21 protein-coding genes and 1 pseudogene are annotated in these 20,091 nt (G+C 60.7%); 5 read left to right on the top strand and 17 right to left on the bottom strand.

The window, feature by feature from the left end; translation table 11 throughout:
* Window positions 1-9 precede the first annotated feature (9 nt).
* Genes QMA15_RS20120 through QMA15_RS20080 form a run of 9 tightly spaced genes read right to left on the bottom strand, consistent with a single transcriptional unit; the run spans window position 10 to window position 9,282 of the window.
* The gene (locus tag QMA15_RS20120; RefSeq protein ID WP_151531168.1) at window positions 10-855 is read right to left on the bottom strand and encodes a M55 family metallopeptidase; all 846 of its coding nucleotides are present in this window, start codon (window positions 853-855) and stop codon (window positions 10-12) included.
* Window positions 856-907: 52 nt separating this feature from the next.
* Window positions 908-2,002 (bottom strand): serine hydrolase domain-containing protein, encoded by a 1,095-nt coding sequence (locus tag QMA15_RS20115; protein ID WP_172932351.1) that lies wholly within the window; start codon window positions 2,000-2,002, stop codon window positions 908-910.
* Window positions 1,999-2,760: a creatininase family protein gene (locus QMA15_RS20110; protein WP_279163163.1), complete on the bottom strand. Its 762-nt coding sequence runs from the start codon at window positions 2,758-2,760 to the stop codon at window positions 1,999-2,001. The genes QMA15_RS20115 and QMA15_RS20110 overlap by 4 nt, the downstream gene beginning before the upstream one ends.
* 29 nt (window positions 2,761-2,789) lie before the next feature.
* Complete coding sequence (locus tag QMA15_RS20105) at window positions 2,790-3,749, bottom strand: serine hydrolase (RefSeq protein ID WP_279163164.1); 960 nt, start codon at window positions 3,747-3,749, stop codon at window positions 2,790-2,792.
* Window positions 3,750-3,809: 60 nt separating this feature from the next.
* Window positions 3,810-4,790: an oligopeptide/dipeptide ABC transporter ATP-binding protein gene (locus QMA15_RS20100; protein WP_021343104.1), complete on the bottom strand. Its 981-nt coding sequence runs from the start codon at window positions 4,788-4,790 to the stop codon at window positions 3,810-3,812.
* Window positions 4,787-5,785: an ABC transporter ATP-binding protein gene (locus tag QMA15_RS20095; protein ID WP_069147090.1), complete on the bottom strand. Its 999-nt coding sequence runs from the start codon at window positions 5,783-5,785 to the stop codon at window positions 4,787-4,789. The genes QMA15_RS20100 and QMA15_RS20095 overlap by 4 nt, the downstream gene beginning before the upstream one ends.
* Window positions 5,782-6,675 (bottom strand): ABC transporter permease, encoded by an 894-nt coding sequence (locus tag QMA15_RS20090; protein ID WP_031332944.1) that lies wholly within the window; start codon window positions 6,673-6,675, stop codon window positions 5,782-5,784. Before QMA15_RS20090 ends, QMA15_RS20095 begins: the two co-directional genes overlap by 4 nt.
* Complete coding sequence (locus tag QMA15_RS20085; protein ID WP_021343107.1) at window positions 6,668-7,699, bottom strand: ABC transporter permease; 1,032 nt, start codon at window positions 7,697-7,699, stop codon at window positions 6,668-6,670. The genes QMA15_RS20090 and QMA15_RS20085 overlap by 8 nt, the downstream gene beginning before the upstream one ends.
* On the bottom strand, window positions 7,696-9,282 hold the full coding sequence (locus QMA15_RS20080; RefSeq protein ID WP_128636513.1) for an ABC transporter substrate-binding protein: 1,587 nt from the start codon (window positions 9,280-9,282) through the stop codon (window positions 7,696-7,698). Before QMA15_RS20080 ends, QMA15_RS20085 begins: the two co-directional genes overlap by 4 nt.
* Before the next feature lie 148 nt (window positions 9,283-9,430).
* Between QMA15_RS20080 and QMA15_RS20075 the strand changes: the two genes are divergently transcribed.
* Entirely contained in the window at window positions 9,431-10,384 is a 954-nt protein-coding gene (locus QMA15_RS20075; RefSeq protein WP_279163165.1) for a hypothetical protein, read from the top strand.
* 80 nt (window positions 10,385-10,464) lie between these two features.
* Here the strand turns inward: QMA15_RS20075 and QMA15_RS20070 are convergent, their stop codons facing one another.
* Both QMA15_RS20070 and QMA15_RS20065 read right to left on the bottom strand, forming a co-directional pair.
* Window positions 10,465-11,871 carry a serine hydrolase gene (locus QMA15_RS20070; RefSeq protein ID WP_279163166.1) on the bottom strand — a complete coding sequence of 469 codons (1,407 nt, stop codon included), beginning with the start codon at window positions 11,869-11,871 and terminating at the stop codon, window positions 10,465-10,467.
* A 184-nt stretch (window positions 11,872-12,055) separates the two neighbouring features.
* Complete coding sequence (locus tag QMA15_RS20065; RefSeq protein ID WP_279163167.1) at window positions 12,056-12,943, bottom strand: SAM-dependent methyltransferase; 888 nt, start codon at window positions 12,941-12,943, stop codon at window positions 12,056-12,058.
* A gap of 285 nt (window positions 12,944-13,228) precedes the next feature.
* Between QMA15_RS20065 and QMA15_RS20060 the strand changes: the two genes are divergently transcribed.
* Both QMA15_RS20060 and QMA15_RS20055 read left to right on the top strand, forming a co-directional pair.
* On the top strand, window positions 13,229-13,567 hold the full coding sequence (locus QMA15_RS20060; RefSeq protein ID WP_279163168.1) for a hypothetical protein: 339 nt from the start codon (window positions 13,229-13,231) through the stop codon (window positions 13,565-13,567).
* A 47-nt stretch (window positions 13,568-13,614) separates the two neighbouring features.
* Window positions 13,615-14,100 carry an RNA polymerase subunit sigma gene (locus QMA15_RS20055; RefSeq protein ID WP_142005961.1) on the top strand — a complete coding sequence of 162 codons (486 nt, stop codon included), beginning with the start codon at window positions 13,615-13,617 and terminating at the stop codon, window positions 14,098-14,100.
* Window positions 14,101-14,144: 44 nt separating this feature from the next.
* Here QMA15_RS20055 and QMA15_RS20050 read toward each other — a convergent pair whose 3' ends face one another.
* Genes QMA15_RS20050 through QMA15_RS20035 form a run of 4 tightly spaced genes read right to left on the bottom strand, consistent with a single transcriptional unit; the run spans window position 14,145 to window position 17,316 of the window.
* On the bottom strand, window positions 14,145-14,915 hold the full coding sequence (locus tag QMA15_RS20050; RefSeq protein WP_019747198.1) for a glucose 1-dehydrogenase: 771 nt from the start codon (window positions 14,913-14,915) through the stop codon (window positions 14,145-14,147).
* Between the two features lie 8 nt (window positions 14,916-14,923).
* Window positions 14,924-15,499, bottom strand: a complete 576-nt coding sequence (locus QMA15_RS20045; protein WP_019747199.1) for a TetR/AcrR family transcriptional regulator — start codon at window positions 15,497-15,499, stop codon at window positions 14,924-14,926.
* Window positions 15,500-15,550: 51 nt separating this feature from the next.
* Window positions 15,551-16,078: an SRPBCC family protein gene (locus QMA15_RS20040; RefSeq protein WP_019747200.1), complete on the bottom strand. Its 528-nt coding sequence runs from the start codon at window positions 16,076-16,078 to the stop codon at window positions 15,551-15,553.
* A 50-nt stretch (window positions 16,079-16,128) separates the two neighbouring features.
* Window positions 16,129-17,316, bottom strand: coding sequence for a zinc-dependent alcohol dehydrogenase (locus tag QMA15_RS20035; protein WP_279163169.1), 1,188 nt, complete (start codon window positions 17,314-17,316; stop codon window positions 16,129-16,131).
* A gap of 185 nt (window positions 17,317-17,501) precedes the next feature.
* On the opposite strand from QMA15_RS20035, the gene QMA15_RS20030 reads away from it, so the two are divergent.
* The gene (locus QMA15_RS20030; protein WP_019747202.1) at window positions 17,502-17,648 is read left to right on the top strand and encodes a hypothetical protein; all 147 of its coding nucleotides are present in this window, start codon (window positions 17,502-17,504) and stop codon (window positions 17,646-17,648) included.
* A gap of 150 nt (window positions 17,649-17,798) precedes the next feature.
* Here QMA15_RS20030 and QMA15_RS20025 read toward each other — a convergent pair whose 3' ends face one another.
* Window positions 17,799-18,437, bottom strand: coding sequence for a PAS and ANTAR domain-containing protein (locus QMA15_RS20025; protein ID WP_019747203.1), 639 nt, complete (start codon window positions 18,435-18,437; stop codon window positions 17,799-17,801).
* A 168-nt stretch (window positions 18,438-18,605) separates the two neighbouring features.
* The gene (locus QMA15_RS20020; RefSeq protein WP_070796291.1) at window positions 18,606-19,481 is read right to left on the bottom strand and encodes a haloalkane dehalogenase; all 876 of its coding nucleotides are present in this window, start codon (window positions 19,479-19,481) and stop codon (window positions 18,606-18,608) included.
* 62 nt (window positions 19,482-19,543) lie between these two features.
* Between QMA15_RS20020 and QMA15_RS32805 the strand changes: the two are divergent.
* Window positions 19,544-19,840 (top strand): annotated as a pseudogene (locus QMA15_RS32805) (MarR family transcriptional regulator); the annotation flags it as partial.
* Window positions 19,841-20,091: the final 251 nt, after the last annotated feature.

Here is a 20,091-nt window from a genome sequence, read left to right as displayed (position 1 = left end):
ATTTGCCCTCTACTGACGGTTGGCGATCGTCATCTGTCCGCGGAGGCCGGCAGATGCCAATTGATAGTTGACGGTGATCAGTCCGATGATGTCGTCGACGGTGTTCAAGCGATGCTCGATGGTTCGATCTGACGTTCGCCGAGAACCGGGGACACCCTCCGCCATCTCCGCAGCAGTTGTTGTCGGGTGAACGATTTCGAGGACCCACTCGTCGCGTAACTTCGTCGGCTTCAGCGAGTCACACTGTTGCACAACTCGTCTGGATGCATCGCGAATGGCTGCGCACGCCAGACTCGGCGGAAGCGAGTTGGTAGCAGACCACCCGTGCGCCTGCTTCACCACGACGGTTTCGGTCGAAGGAGACGTAGCGCTGACCAACCCGCAGATCACGTCATCTCCAGTGACCAAGCCGACCGGCACGCCGTGAGTAGCCGCGTAGAGCGAGTTCACATCGCTTTCCGACACGGTCCTGCCGTCGAGACGAACATCCGTGAACAGAGCCGAGAACGTATGTGCCAGCACACCCGGACCACCCGCAGGAGCATGGTAGCCAACAAAAAGGGCCACGTCGTGTTCAGCGGTGAGACCCTCTGCCATGCACTGCAGTTTCGGCGATCCGAACAGAACCCGCGCCCGCGGATCCAGTTCGGCGTGCAGCAGATTGTCCATCGTTCCATGACTGTCGTTGACGAGCACCGATTGCGCGCCCGCGTCGAATGCTCCGGCGATTGCCGCGTTGGCCTCGGCCGTCATCAGTGCTTGCGCACGTTGGTATCCGTGACCTCCACGAACTATCTGGTCGAGCGTCGCAATTCCTGCGATGCCTTCCATGTCCACCGAAATGTAAACGTGCATAGTGAGACTCTCCGTTTGTCGATTATCTTCGTGACGACTCGGTCCGGGGCGGTCAACCGTTCGGGATGGACAAAGCTTCTCGTACCGTATTCGCCAGGACGACCGAGGCCGGCACCTCGAGAGGCGTCGTGGCAACCAGTCGATTCTTCGTGAGCGCGAAACTCAAACCGTAGTCCGGATCGGCAAACCCGTACGAACCGCCGAACCCGCTGTGGCCGAATGAATTCGACCGTCCGCCCATTGCAATCCCTTTGTCGCCCAGTAGATAACCCAAACCCTTGCGGACCGGCGCCTTGTGCGTTTGATCGTACGCATCGGTTTCCAGCGTCGTTGCCAGAGTGGTCCGCGCTGGCGGGAGTAGACGCACTCCGTCCACACCATCGCCGATCAACGACGCGTAGTGTCTTGCCAGGGATCGGGCGGAGGTGATGGCGCCGCCGGCAGGTACAGCTGATGCCTGAATCGACGGGGTGTTGAAGAGTTCGGCCATGATCCGAGTATCGGGGCTCGACGCGGGACCGGTCAGAACTGATTCGTCATTCGCGAGAACTGCGATGCGGTCTTTCACCGAAGCGGGAACGCCGAAGAACAGATCCGTGATACCCAAAGGCTCACAGATCAGTTCGGTGACGATCTGGCCGAAGGGCTTCCCGTACACGCGACTTGCTACCTCGCCGAGAACGAATCCGGAAGACAGTCCGCGGTAAGCGGTCTCGCTACCCGGAATCCACATGGCCTCGGACTCGGCCAGGCGAGCGCAGGTGCCGTCCCAGTCGTCGAGGTGAAAGTCGTGTGTGATGTCTTGGACTCCGGACGTGTGTACGAGGACCTGTCGAATGGTCGCCTCTCCCTTGCCGTTCTGTCCGAACTCCGGCCAATAGTCGCTGACCTGTGCGTCGTAGTCGAGTTCGCCGTGTTCGGCCAGCAGATGCACCGTCGTATACATCAGGCCTTTGCTGCACGAGAAGATCGGGAACAGGGTGTCACTTCGGACAGGCGCACTTCGAGTGGGTTCGGTGTGTCCGGACCAGGCATCGACAACCAGCTGACCATGCTGGTACACCGCAACCTGGATGCCGAGTTGGGCGTCTGCGGTGACCATTGCGTCGAGCTCGGCCTGCACCACCTCCTGTACGTCGACGGTCACCTTTCGTGTCCTTCGTGCTTGGTGATCTCGGCACAAAAGTATTCCGAGACAATTGTGGTCAGTGATTCGAGATACCGTTCGCCGCGTGACGCCAGTGCGGCGACGGGGTCGCCGAGAATTCCGTTCACCGATAATGCTTTGGTTCCGCCGTCGAACAACGCTGTGGCAGTGTCTTTGTCGAAGCGTCCGAGGAATCCGGGCTCGGCGGCGTTCATGTCGACGAGGTCGGGTCGCAGTGCGAGGACTATCGATGTTTCGAAATCACCGGCATGGGATCCGCAGGCCTCGGGAGAGATCGAATCCTCCTCTGCCACTGCTTCGAAAGCTGTGAGCAACTGGAGAAGATCGGTGTGGGCATGAATCCGTGTCTCGCCGATCCGGGGTCCGACTCTCTCGATCAGATGCGCGAGGGGTTCGAAGTTACCGCCGTGGCTCGAGATGACGAGGATATTGTCGAACCCATGAGCGGCGAGACTGCGAACGTAGTCTTCGACCACGTCGACAAACGTTGCCTCGCGTAGAGAGAGCGTTCCGGGGAAGGACATGTGGTGCGGGGAAACCCCGAACGCGATGGTGGGCGCTACTATCGTCGTCCCGAGCCGTGCGGCGACGGCAAGTGAAGTGGCAGTGCCGATCAGGGTGTCGGTGGACAGTGGCAGGTGCGGGCCGTGTTGTTCGGTCGCTCCCACCGCGAAGATGACGTTGCGGATCCCGCCATTCATCGCCTCCTGCACCTGGGTCCACGTCATCTCTGCCATCGAGTGAGGTGCTACGAGCGTAGGGGTCATCAGGCTGTTACCGCCGTCGCAGCCGCGCCGCGACTTGCGTTCCGAAGACTGTCGATCGCAAGTGCGGCGATCTTCCCGATTGCCGCGTCCACCTTGCCGTTACGCATGTGGTTGTTCTTGTCTTTCAGAAAGATTGCGACCACGTAGACGTCCCCGTCGCCGAAGTCGACGACTCCTACCTCGTTGCGAACGCCGGCTAGGAAGGTGCCGGTCTTGCCGGAGATCGTCGGGCCGTCGACGTACGCGGAGGAGAGGCGGTGAGGCGCGAACTGCAGGCCCATTACCCGCCGCACTTCGGCACAGGCCTCGGCGTCTGCAGCCTTGTCCGTCCAGATGAGGCTGAGCAGTTCGGTCATCTCGCGCGGGGTGCTGGTGTTGCCGCCGCGCGCGTTCAACGACTCGCCCGCTGCGATTGCCGCGACGAACTCGTCCTCGGGCAGTCCGAACGGGTTGCCGGTGGAGGTGTTCTGCAAAGTTGCGTAATTCTCGGTCGAGAGTTCCTCGAGAGCAAGCGAAATGATGCCTTCGCAGTCGGTGGTGATGTCGGTCGAGTTCAATCCGAGCGAGCGGAGTCGGCTCATGATGTTCTCGGTACCGACCATCTCTTGCAGGATGTCGGTGGCGGTGTTGTCGCTGACCTGCATCATGAGTAGGCCCAAGTCCCGGATCGATACTTCGACGTCGTCCGTCATCGCTGAAATCCCGGAGGGCCCGATGGTGCGCCTGTCTGAAGGGACCTTGATCCGGTCAGCCAGTTGTATGCGCCCCTCGGATGCCTGGGCGGCGACCTCGAGCATGACGGGAACCTTGTAGGTCGAGGCGGTCACCGAACGTGCATCGGCGCCGGAACCGATTTCGAGTTTTCCGTCGAGGCTGCGGACGTGAAACGCAACGGTGGCGTTTGCGTCGTCACACACGTCGGCGATGGAGGCGAGGATCCTGAGGGGGTTGGTGCTCATGTTCTTCCGTTCCGGGTAGTTGTTGTGGAGGAGAATGTTTCGATCAAGGCAGTGACCTGATCATGAACTCGCGGAGTGAGGCGGGGCGTAAAGATGACAACGCGCCTCGCCTGAGGGCGTGGAATACGTCGGAGGCGAGACCGTGTCGCAGATCGCGCCGATGCGCAGGTGACATCTCTCGTGAAAGACACAGCCGCTCGGCGGGTTGTCAGGCTTCGGGGGCTCGCCGGTGAGGATGATTCGCTCTCGCGCAGCTTCGGAGAACAGTGTCGGCGATGCCGAGGCCAATGCCCGCGTGTACGGGTGTGCGGGGTCGGTCAGAATGCTCTCGGTCGAACCGTACTCCTGCACCTGACCCAGATACAGGACGGCAACCTCGTCGCAGAAGAATCGAACGACTCCTAGATCATGGCTGATGAAAAGGAAGGATGTTCCGGAGTCCTCTTGAATGTCCTTGAGGAGATTGAGGATCTGTGCCTGTACCGAAACATCCAGGGCGGAGACAGGTTCGTCGGCGACGATGAGTTGCGGTTTCGCGGCGACGGCGCGTGCGATGGCCACTCGCTGGCACTGCCCGCCGGAAAGCTGGTGCGCGTACATATCTCCGTACGACGCACTCAGTCCGGCGCGGTCGAGCAAGTCGTCGACGTCCTTGCGTCGCGCCGAATGCCCGCCGATGCGTAGGGGTTCGGCGACGGCACGCCAGATTGGCAGCTTCGGATCGATCGATGCTCGCGGGTTCTGGAAGATCATCTGCACAGATCCCGGGGCTCGCTTGCGAGAGGACTTGCCGGTGACACGCTGCCCCAGTATTTCCAGGTTGCCGCCGGACGGCTCGAGCAGGCCGGTCACAACCCGACCGAGAGTTGACTTTCCGCTTCCGCTTTCGCCGACCAGTCCGAGAGACCGCCCTGCCGGGATCGACAGGTCGACGCCCCGAAGTGCCTGCACGGCACGGCCGCCCAGACGGGTGCGGAAGGAATGGGTGATCCCCTCCAATCGGGCTACTTCGCGTGTGGAAACGAATTGGTGCGTAGTCATCGAGCCACCTCACTTGCCGAAACGTGCTGATGTGAGCCTGTCATCGGGTGCAGACAGGCCGCGAGACTGTGTCCACTCCTTTCGAGTTCGGGTGAGATGGAAAGACATTCGTCTCCCGCGCGATCGCAGCGTGGCGCGAAGTGGCAACCGTGCTTTCGGTCAGGCAACGCCGGAACGATCCCTCGTACCGTCTTCAAGCGTCGTGCACCCGAGTTCATACTTTCCAAACAGTCGACCAGCGCATGCGTGTAGGGGTGCTCCGGTTCACGCAGTACGTTGTCGACCGATCCGGATTCGACGATCTTGCCCGCGTACATCACGTACGCCCGGTTGCAGTGTTGTGAAACCAGTCCGAGATCGTGCGAGATGAACATCATGGACATCCCCTCGTCTGCTATGAGACTTTGCAACAGATCCATGATCTGCGCCTGCACGGTGGTGTCCAGGGCGGTGGTCGGCTCATCGGCGATCAGCATCGTCGGTTCGCAGGCCAGAGCCATTGCGATCAGTACACGTTGTCGCATGCCACCGGACAGTTCGAAAGGAAACGCTCCGGCAACCCGATCCGGGGCCGGAATCCCGACTCGGGCCAGCAGTTCGCGTACTCGTTTGGCGGCAACGCGTTTGGAGAGCTTGTGGTGGATGCGGACGAGATCGCCGAGTTGTCGTTCGATGCTCACTACCGGGTTCAGCGAGGTTCCGGGGTCCTGGGGGATCATCGCAATGTCTGTGCCTCGAAGCGGCGCCAGCGCACCACGGTCGGACATGTCGAATCGTCGGCCGTCGAAGACCATCTCTCCATGCGCAGCCAGGGACCCTTCGAGGAGACCGAGTACGGAGTACGACGTTACTGATTTGCCGCAACCGCTTTCACCGACCAGAGCGACGCTCTCACCCGAATCTATGTGGAAGCTGACTCCGTCCACTGGTCGCAGTGCGGGATTGTCGGACAGAGCTACGTGGAGATCCGTGATCGACAGTAGCGGTTTCGTCATCGGTTGCTCCTCGGGTCGAGCGCGTGGCGAAGGCCGTCTCCGCAGACCAGCAACGTGATGACGACGAGGGCGATGGTGCATCCGGGGACTATCGACATCAAAGGCAGGTCGATGCTGTGGGTCGACCCGAGGGCGAGCATGTTGCCGAGAGACGAGGTCGGTGGCTGGATACCGAGGCCGACGAAGCTGAGCCCGGCTTCGGCGATGACGGTGAAGGCGAAGATCAGGGTCAGCTGAACCGACACTGATTCGATCATGTTCGGCGTGACGTGCCGAACGATGATGCGCCAGGTCGGAACTCCGCTCACGGCTGCGCTGTCGATGTATTCCTCTTCACGAATCTTGAGCACGACACTGCGGGTGACCCGTGCCAGATACGGCGTGTAGCCCGCAACGAGAGCGATGATCGTACTGGTGACTCCGGCTCCCATCGCGGCGATGAGCGCGAGCGCGAGCAGCAACGACGGCAAGGCCAACCCGACATCGATGAGTCGAGCAATGACGGTGTTCGCAATTCCCCGGGTGAAACCTGCCAGCATTCCCAGCGGTAGCCCGATGACCATGACACCCAACGTCACGGCAGCACTGACGGCGAGTGACGTGCGGAGTCCGAACAGCAGACGGCTCAACTGATCTCGACCCAGATCGTCGGTTCCGAGGAGATGCTCACCGCTGGGTGGGGCGAGAGTCGAGGTGAGATCTTGGACGTTGGGGGAGTGCGGCGCGAGAAGAGGCGCGAGCACGGCCGCCGACACCAGTACGAACAGAATGCTCCATGCCACCTTCTGACCAGGCAAGGAGAGAATGCGGGCCATGAATCGGCGCCGCTGACGTGTGCTCGGCGCGATTGGGGACGACGGGGAAAGCGCAGCCCCGAATGACTCAGTCATTGTCGGTCCTGACTCTGGGATCGATGAGGGAATAGACGACATCCATCAGAAGATTGACAGATACGACAACGATGACCAGCACGAGGATGCAACCCTGCACCACTGTGTAGTCGCGAGCCAAGACGGATTGAACGAGGAGTCGGCCCATACCGGGAACGGCAAAAGCATTTTCGACGAGGAGTGCTCCGCCCATCAGCGCGCCCATCTCCAGTCCGGCGATCGTCACAGTGGGAAGTAGTGCGTTCCGTAGTGCGTATCGAGAGTAAACGCGACGCTCGGGGATCCCGAACGACCTTGCCGTCCGGACGTAATCGGAGTTGAGTGTGCCGATCAGGGATGCACGCGTGGTCTCGAAGAGCAGGGTCGACATACCGACACCCAGCGCAATGGTCGGAAGAATCATGTGTTGGAAATGTGCGCCGATACCATCACTGAGCGACGAGTATCCGAACGTCGGCAAGACGTTCTGGAATGCGATGATCAACAGGAGAGCCAACCAGAAGCTTGGTACTGCGATACCCAGAGTTCCGACCAGTCGCACACTCCGGTTCGCGCGATCGCTGGTGAACCTCGAAGCGAGGACGCTCAGTGGTACCGCCACCAACAATGCGAAGGCAAGCGCGTACATGCCCAGTTGGAGTGTTACGACGATGCGGTCGGACAGCAAGGTTGTCACCGAGTCGTTGAGCACCAACGACTTTCCGAGGTCGCCGCGAGCGGCTGCGGACAGCCAGTCGAAATACTGGACCACCACCGGCTGGTCGAGGCCGAGTTCGGAACGAATACGTGCGATCTGCTCTGGACTGACGGACCCGCCGGGACCGCTTACCGTGCGAGCGGGGTCCCCTGGGATTGTCCGAAGAAGTACGAACATCAGGAAAGTTGCGGCGAGTCCGACGATTCCCAGCTGCGCGGCATTGATCAACAGGGTGCGCGCGATTCGACGCAGCCGACCGGACGAGGGCGCGGGCTCTCGCTCCTTCGGCGGCATATCGGAATCAGGTACCGCTTCGATCACGCTCACTTCGCGAGCCAAACCCTCGAGAGCGGGTTGGTGCCACCCTCCGTGAATTCGTATCCGCCGACCGACGGGCTGGTTGCGGCGATCTTCTGCGGGTACACGGTGAACGCTGCGTATGCATTGTCCGCGATCAGCTTGGATGCCTGCTGGTACATCTGTGCCCGTTGCTGCGGATCCTGTTCGGCGCGGGCAGCGTCGAGCAGCTTGTCGAGTTCAGGATCGTTGATCGAAGAGGCGTTCAGATCGCCCTTACTGTGGAACAAGGGGTAGAGAATCTCGTCGGGATCGACGGTGGCCGTGGTCTGGCCGCTGTTCATGACCGTGAAATTCTTTGCGGTGTAGATCTTCTGAGCCCAGGATCCGAACTCCTCTTTGCTCAGGTCGACTTTGACACCGACGTTCTGGAGCTGTTCGGCAACCGCATCGGCTTCTGTCGAGAACGGGGCCTGGGTGAAGGTGCTGAACGGAACCGTCGTACCGAAGTCGAAGTTTCCGTTCTTCAGGAATTCCTTTGCCTTGTCTGTTGAAAACGTCTGTGAGGCAAGGCCGGAGAGGTCCGAGTATGCATCGCCGATTTTCGGGCTGAGGGGCCCACTCGCCGGGTCGGCGTATCCCTGGTAAATGCCCTGTGCGATACCGTCACGGTTGATCGCCGCAGAGAATCCGCGGCGGACGTCGACGTTGTCGAAAGGCTTGACCGCCTGGTTGAAACTGACGTAGTTGAACGTGTTGCTGATCGACGTCTTGATGACCGAGTTGCCTCGGCTTTTGACTTGTGCGAGTTGGGCCGGTGTCACACCGAGGACATCGAGTTCCCCGTTGACGAATGCCTGCATCGAGGTGGTCGGGTCCGGAAGGATCGAGATCTTGATCGAGTCCAGGTAGTTGTCGTCAGCCCAGTAGTCGTCGTTGCGGACGAGCCTGATGTACTGACCGGTCTTGTACTCCTCGAACTTGTACGGACCGGTGCCCACCGAAGCTTTGAACGGATCGGTCTTGGCGTATTGCGTCACGGCGGTGGGGGACATCATCATCACCCGTCCACGGCGCAACGAGGCGACGAACCCTCCGGCCGGGGTGGAGAGATTCATGGTTACTTCATTGGGTGCGCTGACCTCGACCGACTCCAAAGACGGAGGCAGGTTCGCACCCGTTCCGTTCGGGTCGAGCAATCGATCGAGATTGAATTTGACGGCTTCGGCATCGAACGGCGTTCCGTCGGTGAACTTCACACCGTCGCGGAGGGCGAAGACGTATTGAGTGGGGGAAGTCTGCTTCCAGGACGTAGCAAGTTCGGGTACCGCCTGACCGTCCTGGAAGTCGACCAGTCCGTTGTAGGCGAGGGTGGCGATCGATGCCGTGCCCACCGAGGTGACGGCCATGGTTCCCATGTCGAACGCAGGTGCAATCGGTTCTGCGCCGATAGAAACTCGCAGTTCACCGCCCCGCTGCGGCTCGCCGGCGGGCTCGGACGAAGCGCCTGCGTCCTTAGCTGCGCCTGAACAACCACCGAGAACCAGTGCGAGTGCTGTTGCAGTTCCGATCAGAGCGGTACGCCTCGAGAACCGCGTCATTGTTTTGTCCATCAGATCCACCTTCGGGCCGTTCGTTCGGAACGGCGGGTTCGTACGGAGCCTTGCGAGGATGCATTAGGTGTAATACCTTACCGATTGGATGTCAAGGAATTTCAGTGAACTAGCCCTGAAGTACACCCCGAGAAACGGAATCGAAAAGATGGAAATCGAAGATCATGCAGTGGCTCCACACATCGACCTCGCCAGGCTCGACTCGCTGATTCCGGTCGGGGTCGCCGTCGCAGCGGTGGCCAGTGCCATCACCGAACTTCACGAGGGGAGGCTCGAACAACCACCGCGAACGGTCGTGGCGGACGGCCAGTTGCTCGTGATGTCTGCACTGCATCGGTCCACCCGCGACGCCGTTGTCAAGACGTTGACGATCTACGACATCGACGGAAGTAGGCGCATCGAAGGCACTGTGCTCTGGTACGACGGAGCCACCGGGCTTCCGCGGTTCAGTGTGGAAGCCCACCGGTTCACCGCGCTGCGAACCGGTGCGGTCTCTGGCGTGGCAACGGACGTACTGGCGCCGGAAAGGGTCCGGCGTCTGGCGATCCTCGGCTCCGGCGCCCAGGCCGGGACACAACTTGATTCCTGCTGTGCAGTAAGGGAATTCGAAGAGATTTCGGTATACAGTCGGACCCTCACCCATGCACAACGATTTGTCGACGAAGCGAAAGTTCGGCATCCAGGACTCCGGTTTTCGGTAGCAGGGTCGGCAAACCAATGTGTCGCAAATGCTGACGTGGTGTGTTGTGCGACCGGTGCCACGTCACCGTTGTTCGACCTCGCAGCACTACCGGCAAACGTCCACGTCAATGCAGTCGGATCTTTCCGTCCTTCGATGACGGAACTGCCTGCCGGGCTCATCGATGCCTCGACGGTCACCGTGCTGGACGACGTGGCCGGATGCCTGGAGGGGTCGGGCGAAGTTCGGTCGGCAATCGAGCGAGAGTTCCCCATCTCCGACCTCCGATCACTGGGCGCGGTAATGGAATCCGGCGTGGAGCGCCACGGTCGCACGGTGTTCAAGTCGGTCGGGTGTGCAGCACTCGACTGGGGTGTCGGCAAAGCGATCGCGGACAGACTCGAGAGCGTCGTACTCTCCTGAGGGATGACAAAGGCCTGCCCGACGATTCACTTGTCGGGACAGGCCTTTCGGTGACGTCGGCTCGCGCTGGGACGTGCGTTCTAGCTGGTCGCATCCTTCTGGATCAGGAGCATCGCGTCGTCGACCGGATCGAAGTACAGAGCCGGATCGGCAACCAGGGCAGCGTCGTCACCATGAGTTTGCATGGTGACGACCCAGGCGCGATCGTCGTGTTCCACGTAGTAGGCACCCGCAAGGACCCCGATGGAGCTGCCGCCCTTGAATCCGCCGTAGGTGAACCATTTCGCGGACTCGTCACCGAGCGCCGGATCTTCGGCCAGTATGTCTCGAACCGGTGCACCGCTCTCGGTCTTCGCCATCTCTTGCAACGAGACCAACGCGGCACGCAGGTCGGCGGGCGAGGCGAACCAGTCGATATCGAAAGGCCATGCGGGGGTGGTGAATGCTGACGCCGGGATGTCCACCAGGCCGCCAGGTAGTGCCGCCAGTATTGCTCGACGCTCGTCCGGGGTTCCGTCGCGCCAGGCGATACGTTGTGCGCCATCGTTGCCCCAGCCGAGTTGGAACAGTGCGCGGGTCGGCTTCAGCGGAATGTTGAGCGAAGGATCCGCCATGCCCATCGGGGCGAACTCGGCCTCGACCTGCTCGCGCCCGACAGCAGCGATCAGCATGTCGGTGGCGGTGTTGTCGCTGATCGAGATCATCTTGCCGGCGGTCTCCCGGACCGTGACTTCGGTTCCCGACGGCAGGTCCTGCATTGTCCCGCCGGGCATCGACTTGAGGTCGTCGGTGATGGTGAGCTTCTGATCCCACGAGAGTGTCCCGTTCTGGACAGCCGTCGCGACCGCGCCGAGAACGTACAGCTTGATCGTTGACCCTGTGGGCTGTGGTGAGGTGTCGCCGACACCGAAGACTTCGGCGTTCTTTCCGCCGGTGACCTCGGTGACGGTCAAGTTCGTCGGCGCGGGAAGTGCTTTGACAGCTGCCTCGAGCTCTTGCCACGATGCGGCAGGCACATGATCGTCTTTGGTCGGTGTTATCGCCATTCCAAGGACCAACCCGCTGCCGTCGACGACGACGTTTATGTCGAACGCGCCGCCGGTGGTACTGGTGATGGAAACGGTGCCGTCGGTATCGCCTCCCTTGTAATTCACTGTTGTCCAGGGCTGTCCGGCTCGGATGGACTCGAAGTCCGGAGGCGTCAGGACAACTGGTGCGGTGGGTCCGAAGTGCTCGGCGATTTCTTCCTGGGGCAATGGCGCGCTCGTGTTGAACGCACTGAGAAGCCAGCTGATCTGCTTGCCGACGGGGCTGTCGGGGATCGTGACTGTCGTGGGTGTCTCGGTGGCGGAGACCTTTGTGCTGTTGTCCGAGGTTTGTGCAGAATCCGGCCCGGAAGTACATGCGGCGAGGGCGAATACCGCTGCGGAGGCAAGTGCCACCAGCGTGAGCGGGCGACTCTTCCTGCGTGTGTGTTCGAGTTTCATGGACTCATTTCATCAGCGTTCTCTTCGGCGCGCGTCCGTCTGAGGTGTAGACGTACTCAGCCTGAAGTACTGAATCGGTTCATCCTCGAGTGCCGTCAACTACTTGTCGTGGTGACACGCATAGTGAAGCTGGACAAAACGGAGAAATGCTGCACCCGAGTAACTTTCGTGAGGACTGCCCGAGTTAGTTCTTGGTCGCGGCCAGGAAAGAAGGCTGCGTCGACAGTGCGGCGATCTCTTCGGGGAGATCAGGAATCCGGCGATCGTACAGATCTGCCAACCCCACCGAGCTGAAGCGTCGGACGGTCCAATTGTGTTCAGTGAGCCACCGGCCGGGATCGGATCGTTTGTCGCTGTAGAACAGTTGCGAAATGTCCAGGTCTCCGAACGGGTTCTCGGCAAAGTACTTGGATCTGATGGTCGCCAGCTTCTTCGGGTCCGTGCCGGCCGGAAAGTCGTTCACTGCCAACCGACTACCAATGGCCGAGAGTTCGTCGATCCGCTCGAACAGGGCGTCGTGGGCCGGGCCGGGGAGATAAGCGAGCAGGCCTTCTGCGGACCATGCAGTAGGTTCCTTCGGATCGAAACCGGCCTCCGCGAGCGCAGCCGGCCAGTCGTTGCGCAGATCCGTAGGCACAGTGCGTCGATCAGTTTTCGGCTGGGCGTCGCGCGCCGAGAGCACTTCGGCTTTGAACTCCAATACCTTTGGTTGATCTACTTCGAACACTGTGGATTCTGAGTTCCAATCCAGCCGGTACGCACGCGAATCCAACCCCGCTGCAACGATTACCGCCTGCTTTACTCCGGATTCGGTTGACGACAAGAAGAATTCGTCGAAGAACCTGGTTCGCAATCCCATGAAACCGCCGAAGGGTGTGTCGTCGAGGAGTGCCGGATCTTTCAGAAGAGCTGTGAAATGCGGCTCCGCTGCAGCTTCTACGAACCATGATGCGAACTTGTCTTCGATGATCGCGTCCGAGCGGGCGCTTTCCAATGCGCGGAAGGTCGCCACTGCAAGCGCGGTGAGTCCGACGCTACTGACGATGTCCCACGTATCTCCATCGCTCCGCATTTTCTGGGTGTCCTTCCGCTCTGGACGACTGAGCCGAACCCTCTCGACTTTACGCCCGAGCGACCCCTTGCCGCCTGGAACGGAACGGTCGGAACTGGGGCGCGAACAACAACGAGCCGGCATCGGAACATTGTGTAGTGCAGGGCGTTCGGTTTGAAGTCAGCCCTGCCAGGAATCTGCCAGGGTTGTGCCAGTGGACGGCCAGGATGCGGGACTTCACTGGTGTGTGCCCCGTTCGGGACAGCCAGAGAGAGTCTGGAGAAATCTTCGGAGAAGGGATCGATCATGACACGACTATCCGCACCGGAACAACGTAGGAAGTACTTCTGGACCAAGCTCGCGGTGACGGGGGCGGTATTGACCGTACCCATTGCCGTGCTCGCCGCACCGGCCTCGGCAGATACTGTGAATCATGATGTAACACAGGCCGATAACAGTTGGTACGGAGATCAGGGGGGCGATCACTCGCACGATTGGGACCGTGGTGGAAACGGCGGCTGGAACCAGGGTGGTAACTGGAATCAGGGCAACGACTGGGGCAATCAGAACCAATGGCAAGGCGGGCAAGATCAGGCACCCGCGCCGAAAGTGAACCCCTTCGCCGGACTGTTCGGATCCAGCTGATTCCCCGGCTACACGACGAATTTCGGGTCGAGAGAGATTGTAAGCCCATGTTGCAGGAAGGCTCGCTCGAGATGTTGGCCGCCGCGGCACGGAGCGGTAGCCATGAAGCCATGACCGATTTGTACGCAGTGTTTCGCCCGATGGTTGTGCTGCGGTGCCGCGCCGAGCTTGATCGGGCCGTCTCCGACTCCGCCGCGGATGCTGCATGCATCTCTGTTCTCACGGCAGTTCGTGACGGATCGGCGGCGAATCAGCCTTTCCTGCGCCTGCTGTACGTGAGTACAAGCGTCGCGATTGCTCGGGCGGCATCCGACCGGTTCAGCAGTGGGCCGCTCCCGCCTCCAACAGCGCTCCCGGTTGTCGAACGCGATGTCCTGGTGTTGCGGTTGATCGTCGGCCTCGACAGTGAGGCGACGGCAACATCGCTCGCCCGTACGACCGGCCAGGTGTCACTCGACCTGCATCGTGCGCTGCAGCGCCTGCGAAAGTTGAGTTCTCCGAATGCAATCAGGGAGACGTTGGTATCTACCTGAGGACGTTCGGAATGCGCAGGTTCAGGCGGGAACGGATCCCTGCCTTACTGGCCGGCGATGTATTCGATCGACGGTCCGGCGGTCCAACCACCGTCGACGGCGATCTCGGAACCTGTTGTGTACGAGGCATCGTCGGAAAGTAGGTAGGTGACCGCACCGACCAACTCCTCCGGGCGACCGACACGGCGATACGGATTGTTGGGGAATGCGCCCTCTTCGAGGCTGATGCCCGTCGGCGCAGTCATGGGGGTGAGGACCATGCCGGGGTGTACGGAGTTGACCCGAATCTTGTCGCGACCGAGTTCGACGGCGGCGATCTTGCTCAGCCCACGCACGCCCCACTTGGCTGCGCCGTAACCGCTGGTCAGAGCCATGCCCATCAGGCCGGCGGCCGAGGAGATGTTCACGATGGATCCGCCGCCTGCTGCCTTCATGAACGGCACCACCGTGTGGATACCGGTGTGTACGGACACCAGGTTGATCTGGATGATGCGTTGGAACGTCTCGAGCGGTTCTTCGGCGACCGTCTGGCCGGAAGCCGAGATTCCGGCATTGTTGACCAAACCGTTGATCGCGCCGAATTCGGATACCGCGTACTCGGCGGCGGACTTCCAAGACGTCGGATCGGTGACGTCGAGGTGAACGTAACGTGCTGCGTCGCCGAGAGATTCGGCCACTGCTCGGCCGTCGTCGTCGAGTAGGTCGCCGATGACGACGCGGCCGTTACCCGCGACGATGCCGCGCGCAAACGCTTCGCCCAGGCCGCGTGCGCCGCCAGTGACGAGAACGATTTTTCCGGAGAGATCCTGAGTCATGATTGTTCCTAACCTGTTGGTGTTGCGAGATATGGCTTCGAGAACGCGCCGAGCGCGCGGGTGATGGCCTTGGGTGCGGGGGTCCGGAGGTCTGCCATCTCGCGCAGTGCGGCCACTACCGCCAGTGTTGCCTGGCCCGAAGCCGCTGTCGTGTCGAGCGAGCCTTCTGGCCGATCGATCAGACGTGCAACTTCTGGGCGGATCAGTTCCATCGTCTCGAAAGTTGCTGATTCCCACACTCTCCGGAGCGCCGCGTCGCCGAAGATGATGGGCATCAGTGACCGAGTCATCGGCTCGAAGGACTCTCCGACCGATGCGATAAAGGCCGTCTTCACTGCCGCTGAGAGTCCGTATTCGCGGGATTGCGCGCTGAGGGCGGTGGCAAGACTGCGGTTTCCCTCGTCGAGCATCGGCCAGATGCTCTCTTCCTTGGTGGCAAAGCAGCGATAGAAGGTGCGCTCGGAGATTTCTGCCCGTTCGGCGAGCTCCGCGATGGTCGTCGAAGTGTCGCCGCGTTCGACGAAAGCGGCAGCGCAACTCTGCGAGACGCGGAGAAGTAGTGCAGTGCGGCGGGCTGTTGCCATATCCGCACTGTACCAAAAGTGGCAGAAACTGCCACAAGCTGTGCCGGTCGGTCAGCCGGTGCTGCCTTCGATGCCGGATACCTCCTGCTCAACGGCGCTCTTGATGTTCAGCAGCGTCTTGCGGATGTTGCCGCGCTGAAAGTCGGCGAACGTCTTTCCGCCGGTGGCAACTTTGTCGAATATGTCCGCCGCAAAATCCGGCCAGCCCCGTCTGTCGTCGATCCACGTTTCGGTAACTCGGGTTCCACCGGGGACGGGCTGAAATCGGTACCGCCAGGTTGCAATAGCGGCAGAGATTCGTGGCGTGGCAAGGCCGATCTTGTGAACACGGAATTCGAACAGTTTCCCGGTGTCGGCAGCGGTGACGGTGCATCTTGTGGTCCACTGCGCGCGCCCACGTTTGTTGTGCCCGTCGAACTCCATACCCAGGAAAGCGCTTTCGCGGTCTCCCCGCAAGGTAGCTCCCAGGTTTTCGGGACTCCAGTCGCCCATGCGAGTGGGATCGCTGATGAGCTCGTAGAGAGAAAGCGCGTCGACATTGACGACGACGCTGTCGGAGACGGTGAGTTCGCGAGCCATTTCGGTTTCAGTTTCTTTCTGTCGAACGTGGATGGAATCGGTGCTGATTATTACCCGTGCGGTTTCAGTTGGATCTTGACCGCGCCTTCCTGCTTTTTCTGAAAGATCTCGTAGGCGTGTGGCGCCTGATCGAGCGGCAGCTGATGAGTGGAAAAGGTGTCGACGCCGAGTGGGTCGTCATCAGTGAGCAAAGGCATGATGTCGTCTACCCACTTCTTGACGTTCGCCTGACCCATCCTGAGCTGAATCTGCTTGTCGAACATAGTCATCAGCGGCAGTGGATCAACCATGCCGCCGTATACACCGATCAGAGAAATCGTCCCCCCGCGCCGAACGATGTCGATGGCCGAATAGACCGCACCGAGTCGATCGATTCCTGCGTTACGCATCGCAGGCGCGGCAAGAGCATCGGGAAGGAGTCCGACGAACTGCTGCGCGAGCTTTCCGATCGGAGACCCGTGAGCTTCCATTCCGACAGCATCGATCACCGAATCGGTTCCACGGCCGTTCGTCGCATCTCTGACTGCGTCACCGATCTTGCTGCCGTAGTCGTCGAGATTGAGGGTTTCGATCCCGCGTTCGGCAAGGCGTGCAAGGCGTTCGGGTACACGGTCCACGCCGATTACTCGAAATCCCTGGTGGTGAGCGATGCGGGCCGCCATGTCACCGATCGGTCCGAGACCGAGGATGGTCACGGACCCACCCGGCGGGATGTCGGCGTATTCAACCGACTGCCAGGCTGTGGGAAGCACGTCGGAGAGGTAGACGAATCGCGAATCCGCGGGACCTTCGGGAACTTTGATGTGTGTGAAATGTGCTTGCGGTACTCGAAGGTACTCGGCCTGCCCGCCTGGCACCGAGCCGTACAGCTCGGAGAAGCCGAACAACGCTGCGCCCGTTCCCTGATCGCGGACCTGAGTCGTCTCGCACTGTGTGTAGAGGCTCGAATCACACATGAAACAGTTGCCACACGAGATCTGGAACGGGATCACGACGCGGTCGCCTATCTCGAGATTCGTGACTTCCGAGCCGACTTCTTCGACGATGCCCATCGGTTCATGACCGAGAATGTCGCCGGCATTCATGAACGCACCCAGAGTCTCGTACAGGTGCAGATCGGATCCGCAGATATTCGTCGTGGTGACCTTGATGATCGCGTCACTGGGTTCGACGATCTTCGGGTCCGGAACCGTATCGACGCTTACTTTTCGTTTGCCTTGCCAAGTCACTGCGCGCACTGGGATCGACCTCTCATCGCGGAAATGCTGTTCGCAGTCACCTGCCCGAAAGCGCTGAAATGCAAACAAAACCGGTGAGGGTTGCGGGAAGTGCTGAGAGCGTTAGATTGAGAGGGAGGCGGGCCGAGGCTCCTGAAAGGCCGCACGCCGTATGACTGACAGGACCAAATGACGGGGATGACCGCATGACCGAGAAAGACAACAACGACCAGTCGCCCAAGGGTGGGCACCCAGGGCCCGTGGACAAGGGCGGCGACGGCGGAATGGCAACTCGAGAACAGGCGCCTGAACTGGTCGAGGAGACCTCCGAGAAGAAGTCTGACGACAAGTAGTTTCCTTTTACTCCGCGTTGGGTAACAACGGGGATAGGCCGCATCGGACCGTCCCGGAATCAATGCGGGCGAGGTTCCTCGAGGTTGAGCAGCCAGCCACGGGAACCGCCTTAAGCATCTCCCAGTTCGTGGTTCAGCCGGGTTAGAAGTTCAACCCTGTAACAGCAAGTGATCGAACCGGGTCCGCAGAAGTGTCGGGACCCGGAAATCGTCCAGCGTGCGAACTATCAACTGCTCGGCAACATCCCTGAGTTTCACGTTGGTCTCCTGCGAACGCCACACGAGGATGTCGAAAGCTCGATCGGCAGAGATTCCGTAGATCACCATGAGCATGCCTTTGGCTTGCTCGATCACCCCGCGAGAAGCAGTGATTTCGTTGACCAGCACGTCGACAGATGCTTTCACCGTGCTGTCCAGGGTTTCGGTGACGTCGATGTAGAAGCCTGAGCTGCCGACCACAGCACCCGACTCGTCCACGACGCTGTCGCCGACGACGATTACCGAGTGAGTGTCCCCTGCGGTGTCGATGATGCGGTGGCGGCTGCTGAACGGGCCGCCTGAAGTGCGGATGGCGTGCAGTGTTTGGGCAACGTGTCTTCGGTCGTCGGGATGCTTGTGCGCGAGCATCAATTCCGTCGTCGGAGCCACTTGGTCGGGTTCGTATCCGTGAATCCGTGCGACTTCGTCCGACCACTCCCACCGGTCGCCGTTGCGGTGATAAAGAAAGCCGCCCACCCGGTGTGGAGCCCCCGATCCCGACGTTCGCCCCAACCCGTCCTCGTTCACCACACACGCCCCCTCGTTCTCGACCTCGTCCCAACCGGCGTACTCGCCAGTTAGTTATATCGGACAAATCCGGCGGAGGTGGTGTCGGTCCCATATTTCGGAGCACCGTCTGGATCGCTACCGCATGGGTCGGGGAAACCGGCGCTCAGAGTACGTGGCGACGGTCCCACTTCAGTCGCGGCTGAAGCAGTGTTGCCGCTGTGTCCATTCGGTGATCGCCGCCGCGATGGCCGCAGGCTGATCCTCCGGGGCGAGATGTCCTGCGGGACCGCACTGTTTCACCTCGAGGTTTGCGATATTCGATCGGCTCCACGCGACTTCGTCAGGTCCGATCATGAGAAGTTCGGCGGGGCCGCTGAAGGTGAGAAGGAGTTTGGGTACCTCGCTGCTTTCTGCGAGCCAATCGCTGTACGCCGCCACTCGTGCATTCACGTCGCCGGGACTTCCTTCGACGGGGAAGGACCGTGGCCACTCGAGAAGGGGCCGGCGACTCTCCGGCGAGGGGTAAGGGGCGCGATAGGTTTCAGCATCGGTTTCGGACAGCTCTCCGAGAACTGTTCTGTGAAGCGCAATTTCGAGGAAGAAGTTTTCGTCGAGTACCTTGGTCTCGCCGATATCGGGAGCTCTCAGGGCCTCGACCCGCGCTCGTGCGTCTCCCGGGAAGTGCTCGTCCCAGGTCATCGGACGGAGGATCGTTTCGAAGAAGGCAACACCTCGAACGCGTTCGGGATGGCGGGCAGCCCAGTCCAGTGCAAGTGCCCCGCCCCAGTCGTGTCCGACGAGTACGACGTCGTCGAGCTCCATCTGGTCGAACCATGCGTCGAGGTAGCGGGCGGTGTCGAGAAAACCGTAGTCGATTGGCGGTTTGCCCGACGCGCCCATTCCGATGAGGTCAGGGGCAAGCGCTTGGCCGAGATTTCCTATCTGCGGGAGGATGTTTCGCCACAGGTAGGAGGATGTGGGGTTCCCGTGGATAAGTACGAAGGGTATTCCGTCTCCGCACGAGCGGTAGGCCACAGTCGAGTCGAGCACGGGAATTGTGGGCATTGCGACTCCTCGAATAGTTTCCATGTACCCTAATTGAGATAGTAGCCATGTATTCTATTTGAATGCAAGATCGAGAATTATGGACGACGGGGTCGCTGGTGTGGCACCTTGGCTTGCGCTGGCGGGCGGGGGTTGACCGAGCGATCGCCCACCTCGGGTTGACCCACGCCCAGTATTCGGTGCTCGCGTCTCTCCATGGTCTGGTGAGTGCGGGGGAGAGGCCTAGTCAGCGAGAACTCGCCGCGCACACGGGGTTGCAGCGAATCTACATATCCAAGCTCGTGCGAGCGTTGGAGAAGAGCGGGTTTGTTGTCAGCGAACGAGACAGTCGCGATGCGAGAGCCGTTTGCCTCGATCTCAGTGACGAGGGGAAACGAGTCATAGAACTCGCTAAAGACATTGTCCGCCAATTGGATGCAAAGAATACGGAAGTGCTGACGAAAACCGGTGGGCGGGAACTGGCCGACCTCCACCGCGCCCTCGGTGCGTTACTCGACGCCACCGAAGCCGGCGATGAATGAAGTCCGACCTACTTACTTGGCGCTACGTTCGGCAATGACGGCAGCGGGTTCGGGTGAGCCGGCCGGCTGTGGCCTGAGGCTGTCGGCAC

Source organism: Rhodococcus sp. APC 3903 (assembly GCF_030407755.1).
GTDB lineage: Bacteria > Actinomycetota > Actinomycetes > Mycobacteriales > Mycobacteriaceae > Rhodococcus_F > Rhodococcus_F erythropolis.
This window is presented reverse-complemented; position numbering and strand designations above follow the sequence as displayed.

Bases quoted from the DNA above. Each gene is read 5' to 3' on its own strand.
- QMA15_RS20120 (WP_151531168.1), bottom strand. From the start codon at position 855: ATGCACGTTTACATTTCGGTGGACATGGAAGGCATCGCAGGAATTGCG.
- QMA15_RS20110 (WP_279163163.1), bottom strand. From the start codon at position 2,760: ATGGCAGAGATGACGTGGACCCAGGTGCAGGAGGCGATGAATGGCGGG.
- QMA15_RS20105 (WP_279163164.1), bottom strand. From the start codon at position 3,749: ATGAGCACCAACCCCCTCAGGATCCTCGCCTCCATCGCCGACGTGTGT.
- QMA15_RS20100 (WP_021343104.1), bottom strand. From the start codon at position 4,790: ATGACTACGCACCAATTCGTTTCCACACGCGAAGTAGCCCGATTGGAG.
- QMA15_RS20095 (WP_069147090.1), bottom strand. From the start codon at position 5,785: ATGACGAAACCGCTACTGTCGATCACGGATCTCCACGTAGCTCTGTCC.
- QMA15_RS20090 (WP_031332944.1), bottom strand. From the start codon at position 6,675: ATGACTGAGTCATTCGGGGCTGCGCTTTCCCCGTCGTCCCCAATCGCG.
- QMA15_RS20080 (WP_128636513.1), bottom strand. From the start codon at position 9,282: ATGGACAAAACAATGACGCGGTTCTCGAGGCGTACCGCTCTGATCGGA.
- QMA15_RS20075 (WP_279163165.1), top strand. From the start codon at position 9,431: ATGGAAATCGAAGATCATGCAGTGGCTCCACACATCGACCTCGCCAGG.
- QMA15_RS20070 (WP_279163166.1), bottom strand. From the start codon at position 11,871: ATGAAACTCGAACACACACGCAGGAAGAGTCGCCCGCTCACGCTGGTG.
- QMA15_RS20065 (WP_279163167.1), bottom strand. From the start codon at position 12,943: ATGCGGAGCGATGGAGATACGTGGGACATCGTCAGTAGCGTCGGACTC.
- QMA15_RS20060 (WP_279163168.1), top strand. From the start codon at position 13,229: ATGACACGACTATCCGCACCGGAACAACGTAGGAAGTACTTCTGGACC.
- QMA15_RS20055 (WP_142005961.1), top strand. From the start codon at position 13,615: ATGTTGCAGGAAGGCTCGCTCGAGATGTTGGCCGCCGCGGCACGGAGC.
- QMA15_RS20050 (WP_019747198.1), bottom strand. From the start codon at position 14,915: ATGACTCAGGATCTCTCCGGAAAAATCGTTCTCGTCACTGGCGGCGCA.
- QMA15_RS20045 (WP_019747199.1), bottom strand. From the start codon at position 15,499: ATGGCAACAGCCCGCCGCACTGCACTACTTCTCCGCGTCTCGCAGAGT.
- QMA15_RS20040 (WP_019747200.1), bottom strand. From the start codon at position 16,078: ATGGCTCGCGAACTCACCGTCTCCGACAGCGTCGTCGTCAATGTCGAC.
- QMA15_RS20030 (WP_019747202.1), top strand. From the start codon at position 17,502: ATGACCGAGAAAGACAACAACGACCAGTCGCCCAAGGGTGGGCACCCA.
- QMA15_RS20020 (WP_070796291.1), bottom strand. From the start codon at position 19,481: ATGCCCACAATTCCCGTGCTCGACTCGACTGTGGCCTACCGCTCGTGC.